General features: G+C 46.1%; 6 protein-coding genes. 2 read left to right on the top strand and 4 right to left on the bottom strand.

Features of this window, described 5'->3' with window-relative positions; translation table 11 throughout:
- The first annotated feature begins 288 nt into the window (after window positions 1-288).
- The gene (locus tag PX482_RS09460; protein ID WP_288023610.1) at window positions 289-489 is read left to right on the top strand and encodes a hypothetical protein; all 201 of its coding nucleotides are present in this window, start codon (window positions 289-291) and stop codon (window positions 487-489) included.
- Here PX482_RS09460 and PX482_RS09455 read toward each other — a convergent pair.
- Both PX482_RS09455 and pedR read right to left on the bottom strand, forming a co-directional pair.
- Window positions 457-1,008, bottom strand: a complete 552-nt coding sequence (locus tag PX482_RS09455) for a TolB family protein (RefSeq protein ID WP_002758706.1) — start codon at window positions 1,006-1,008, stop codon at window positions 457-459. The two genes, PX482_RS09460 and PX482_RS09455, sit on opposite strands and share 33 nt — an antisense overlap.
- The gene (gene pedR, locus PX482_RS09450) at window positions 992-1,273 is read right to left on the bottom strand and encodes a photosynthetic electron transport-dependent transcriptional regulator PedR (protein WP_002754772.1); all 282 of its coding nucleotides are present in this window, start codon (window positions 1,271-1,273) and stop codon (window positions 992-994) included. The genes PX482_RS09455 and pedR overlap by 17 nt, the downstream gene beginning before the upstream one ends.
- Window positions 1,274-1,780: 507 nt before the next feature.
- Between pedR and hisA the strand changes: the two genes are divergently transcribed.
- Window positions 1,781-2,542 (top strand): 1-(5-phosphoribosyl)-5-[(5-phosphoribosylamino)methylideneamino]imidazole-4-carboxamide isomerase, encoded by a 762-nt coding sequence (gene hisA, locus PX482_RS09445; protein ID WP_002758705.1) that lies wholly within the window; start codon window positions 1,781-1,783, stop codon window positions 2,540-2,542.
- Here hisA and PX482_RS09440 read toward each other — a convergent pair.
- Window positions 2,539-4,308 carry a beta-barrel domain-containing protein gene (locus PX482_RS09440; RefSeq protein WP_002758704.1) on the bottom strand — a complete coding sequence of 590 codons (1,770 nt, stop codon included), beginning with the start codon at window positions 4,306-4,308 and terminating at the stop codon, window positions 2,539-2,541. The genes hisA and PX482_RS09440 overlap by 4 nt on opposite strands.
- Before the next feature lie 201 nt (window positions 4,309-4,509).
- Window positions 4,510-4,861, bottom strand: a 352-nt coding sequence (locus PX482_RS09435; protein ID WP_288122361.1) for an ATP-binding cassette domain-containing protein, incomplete at its 5' end; no start/stop codon positions are given.

The following is a 4,861-nucleotide window of genomic DNA, read 5'->3' as shown; positions in this document are numbered from 1 at the left end:
TTACACATCTAAGCCACTACTCCGTCAGACTTCTGCTGTGATCAGTAAACAGTGAACTGAAAACTCAAATCCGATCCCTAATAGCTGTATCCCGTCTCCTGTCTCGGAGTCTCCTGTCTCGGAGTCTCCTGTCTCGGAGTCTCCTGTCTCGGAGTCTCCTGTCTCGACTAGGAAATTAATTTTGCACGACTACTTACATAAACTGGTACAAAAAAGCAGGGCAACAAAGCCTGAAACGACCGGCTACTGACTCCTGACGACCGACTCCTAACCCCACCAACAAACTTTTTGCCGCAAACCCTACCTATGCGGCTGGACGAGGAAAAAGAAAGAGTCGAGACGGAGCAAAAAGTAAGCGTGGAGGGATTCCGGGGCGTGTGGATATTCTCCTCTCCCATCTCCCCCGCAACGCGCACGAAGTGGTCTCCCCACACCCTTCTCCCTTCTCCCCCAATACTATCGGGACGGGGAAGAATTGATCGGGGGTAAAGAAGGAGAAATTTCGCCACCTCGAGCGAATATTTCCAGATTCCATTGACCGAAACGATTACTTTCAAAAGCAATAAAACGACCGTTACCACTAATCGTCGGACGACGCACTTCTCCTAAAATATTTTCGGTGAGATTTTTTGTTTGCAGAGTTTGTCGATCATAAATATATATATCGGGTTTACCGGACTGTTCCGACACATAAACAATATAGCGACCATCGGCACTAATATCCGGTTGATCTTGATAGGTTTTTGCTTGATTTAACCCCGGTAGGGGAACTAAACGATTAGCCACTCGATCGAATAAATAAATCGTTCGTTGACCCCTGCGATCGGAGGCAAAGACCAGATAACGACCATCGTAGTTAAAACGGGGATTATCTTCAGAGGAAGGGGTATTTAAAGTATTTCCTAAAAGCTGTTGGGGAGGGGTGACAAAACCCGCATCACTACATCCCCCCAGACTGATGATATTAACCGCAAGCAAAAGTCCCAGAAGTTTAGGAAACCTGATCATCGGTCGGCACCGGGGAAGGAAGGATACAACAATTAATATCATCAAGACAAACTTTACCCCAATGCAATGCCCAACGCACCAATTCCACCCGATTATCGGTTTTTGTTTTTGTCAAGATATTACTAATATGATTATCAACGGTACGCTTACTAATCTCTAGCTTTTCCGAGATTTCTTGATTAGTTAAACCATTAGCCACTAAATCGAGTATTTCTAGCTCTCGATCGGATAATGAAGCGGCTGTTTGAAACTTCCCAGCAGACATGAGTATAATTCCTCTCGTATATGTACTTATCATTCTAGAAGAATTTTTTCCCCAGGAATCGATAATCAGTGATCAGTGATCAGTAAACAGTAATCAGTGAAAAGACGGCACTGTTACTGCCATTTGATGATGCACACTTAATACAGATGGTTTGCGGCAAAAAGCTTTTCCTAGGGGCAGGGTGTGGGGTGTGGGGTGTGGGGTTTTATCGATTTTCAGGTGGTCAACTACCTAATTTTCAGGGAAAAAGTCCAGGAATTTTCCCCCCGATCCCCGCAATGGCTGGCACTTTTTGAGGGAAAAAAAGTCTAAAAGTCTTATCCAACAAGGTTTAACGATGTATCTGTTTGTAACTGAAGAGCCTCAAAATCTTTGTGGACAATGCTTTGAGAGGGATTGTTCCCCTGTCAGACTCAAAACTGATCACTGATCACTGATCACTGATTCAGGGCTGACGGCTGGTACTATATAATGAAAAACGCTCCTTAGTTAGATATTGAGAAAAACATGGAAGTTATCCCCGCTATTGATATTCTCGATGGCAAATGTGTGCGACTTTATCAGGGAGATTACCAACAATCGCAGGTTTTTAACGATAATCCCGCAATAGTGGCGCGAGAATGGGTCAATCAGGGGGCAACCAGATTACATTTAGTTGATTTGGATGGAGCCAAAGAGGGTAAATCGGTTAATTTGTCAACTATTGAAACAATTCTTAATGATATTGCCATTCCCGTACAGGTGGGGGGTGGACTGCGGGATGTAGAAACGGTGAGTAATCTCCTAAAAATCGGGGTAGAAAAGGCGATTGTCGGGACAGTAGCCGTAGAAAAGCCCGAATTAGTCAGCGAACTTTGTCAAAGCTTTCCGGGGCAAATAATTGTCGGTATTGATGCTCGCGATGGCAAAGTAGCCACCAGGGGTTGGTTAGAAACTTCCGCAGTAGATGCGATCGCTCTTGGGCAAGATATGGCAAAAAGAGGAGCCAGCACGATTATCTACACTGATATTCATCGAGATGGCACACTTTCTGGCCCGAATCTCGCCGCTTTGCGAGAATTAGCCGAATCTGTCGAAATTCCCGTAATCGCCTCTGGGGGCATTAGTTCCCTGACGGACCTACTGAGTTTATTGTCTTTGGAACCTTTGGGAGTAACGGGAGTAATCGTGGGCCGCGCCCTTTATACCGGTGCAGTTAACCTCTCGGAAGCGATTAGCGCGATCGGATCGGGCCGTTGGCAGGATGTACCCCCGAATTTTTTCGTTTAACGGACTTGTTTGAGAGTATCCACCTGTTTATTGAACATATCGGTAAATAGTCCCAAAACGGTGCGATTTTCATTGACTTTGATGTTGACACTCACGGACATCCCCGATTGCAGCGGTAGAGTGGATTGATTTTTCAAAACTAACTCTTGACTGTTCAAGCGTACCCGGACGGGGAACCGATAAAAACGGTGATTTTCGTCGGGAGGTAAAGCATCGGAACCGATCGAGATTACTTCTCCCTTAATATCGCCGTATTCACTGTAGGAAAAGGAATCAATGCGAATATCGGCTTTTTGTCCCACGCGCACAAAACCGATGTCTTGGTTAGTCACGTCCACCTCTGCCACTAAACAACCTTTAGCGGCATCTTTCACCTCGGTGGGACAGCCATCGGGAACAAGTTTTAATAATGCTTCCGCTTGACTTGGTTGGGGAACAAACCCGGGCCGGGCCTTGAGATCAAAGACCACACCATCGATGGGGGCGGTAATTTTTTGATATTTAATCGTCTGTTGTGCTTGACTAATTTGACTGTCTAGTTCGGCAATGCGCTTGTTGTTATCAATGATAATGCGACTGATCTGACTATCGATTTCAGCGATCCGTTTGTAATTGTCCGCCATTTTATCGCGCACATCTTTTTCCGTGATTACCGTGGTATTAATCAGCTTTTCTTGCGCTTGGGAGATCAACAGGAAATAACGCTTTTCTTCCTGTTCCAGGCGGGAAATTTCGGCGATGCGGGTTTGTACTTCTTTCTCTTGTTTTTCTCGATCGATTTTGCCGTTAGCCTCTTGCTGCTGTAATTCATTCTGGCGATCAGTTACAGATTGTTTTTGTTTATTAATCTGATAACGGGCGATCGCTCCTTCATCCCCCAAGGGTTCAATATCCTTAAGAATATTACGCTCGATATCCAAGCTTTCTTGGCCCTGTTTCATCGAATTGGCATTACGAGTCTTAATTTCTTCTAAGACTAAGCGATCTTTGATTAATTGCGAGCGGGCATCGGCCAACTGTACCCTAGTTTGGGCCAATTGTTTTTCTAGTTGTTCCATTTCCAATCTAGCGGCCGCTTGTCGAGAATTGGCCTCCCGTCGAGCAGCCCCTAAACGAGCTAATTCATCCCCTTGTAAAGCAGAGCTAGAAGCACCTTCACTGACCTGTGCTTGATAAAGTTGATTTTCTGTCACCAAAGCGGCACGATTACGGGCTAAATCGGCGATTTCACTCGGTAATTTTAATTGAGCGATCGAACTTTCCACTGCTGCTGGTGTCAGATCCTGCGCCATTAAGAGACGATAGAATTGATTTTCCTTCTCAGCACTGGTGCGAATTTTTCTCAAGGATTCTAACTGCACTTGCGAGGCACTGGAATCCATTAAAACCAGTACATCACCTTTGTTAACTCGATCGCCGTCTTTCACTTTCACGAACTGTACTACCCCATTCACCGGTGCTTGTACTTCTTGCACTTTCCCCTGGGGTTTAAGTTGTCCTTGGGCGCCCACCACCTGCTCGATTTTGGCGAGCGCTGACCAAATTAAAGCGGCAGTGGTGACACTCATTAATGTCCAGATAATCGTCCGCGACCAAATGGGTGATTGTTTCAGGATCACCGATTGTTCCGGTGGGCTAAAAGTGGGTAAAGAAGGGCTAATACTTTTATTTTTCGTGGTAGTGGCCACGTTTTTACCCGCTTGGGTGAGTTCATCGCTTTTAGCGTTGCCGTTGCCCTTTTGACCGTTGTTAGAATTACCGTTCATGGGGATTCTCCTATATTTAGGGTTTGCTGAAAAAGTTTTTCGTGGGTGTAGGGTGTGGGGTGTAGGGTGTGGGGTGTGGGGTGTGGGGTGGTCACTGCGTGCGCGTTGCGGGGGGTTTTGGGGTATTAGTTGAAACTTCCCCATTTCCCCATTTCCCCATTTCCCCATTTCCCTATCCCCTAATCCCTGTTCCCTGACTGACTAGATTTGCGAATCCTGTTGTTTATAGAGAGTATAGTAAAGGCCTTTTCTGGCCATTAATTCCTCGTGGGTGCCTTCCTCCGCTACTGTCCCCTTATCCATCATGACAATAATATCGGCGGATTTGATCGAAGCTAGACGATGGGTGATAAAAAAGACCGTACGATCCTTGAAAGCTTCCTTGAGATTCAGACACACTTGCCGTTCGGTATTATAGTCGAGGGCGCTGGTGGCCTCATCAAGAATGAGAATTTGCGGTCTTTGCAGGACGGAACGAGCGATCGCAACCCGTTGTCGTTGTCCCCCCGATAGGGATGCCCCCCGTTCACCGACGCGGGTATTATAGCCATTG

This window comes from Microcystis sp. M53602_WE12, assembly GCF_030065455.1.
In the GTDB taxonomy this organism is placed as follows: Bacteria; Cyanobacteriota; Cyanobacteriia; order Cyanobacteriales; family Microcystaceae; genus Microcystis; species Microcystis aeruginosa.
The sequence above is the reverse complement of the archived record's forward strand: the minus strand, read 5'-3'. Positions and strand labels throughout refer to the sequence as shown.

Coding starts and splice junctions, on each gene's coding strand:
- PX482_RS09455 (WP_002758706.1), bottom strand. CDS start 1,008: ATGATCAGGTTTCCTAAACTTCTGGGACTTTTGCTTGCGGTTAATATC.
- pedR (WP_002754772.1), bottom strand. CDS start 1,273: ATGTCTGCTGGGAAGTTTCAAACAGCCGCTTCATTATCCGATCGAGAG.
- hisA (WP_002758705.1), top strand. CDS start 1,781: ATGGAAGTTATCCCCGCTATTGATATTCTCGATGGCAAATGTGTGCGA.
- PX482_RS09440 (WP_002758704.1), bottom strand. CDS start 4,308: ATGAACGGTAATTCTAACAACGGTCAAAAGGGCAACGGCAACGCTAAA.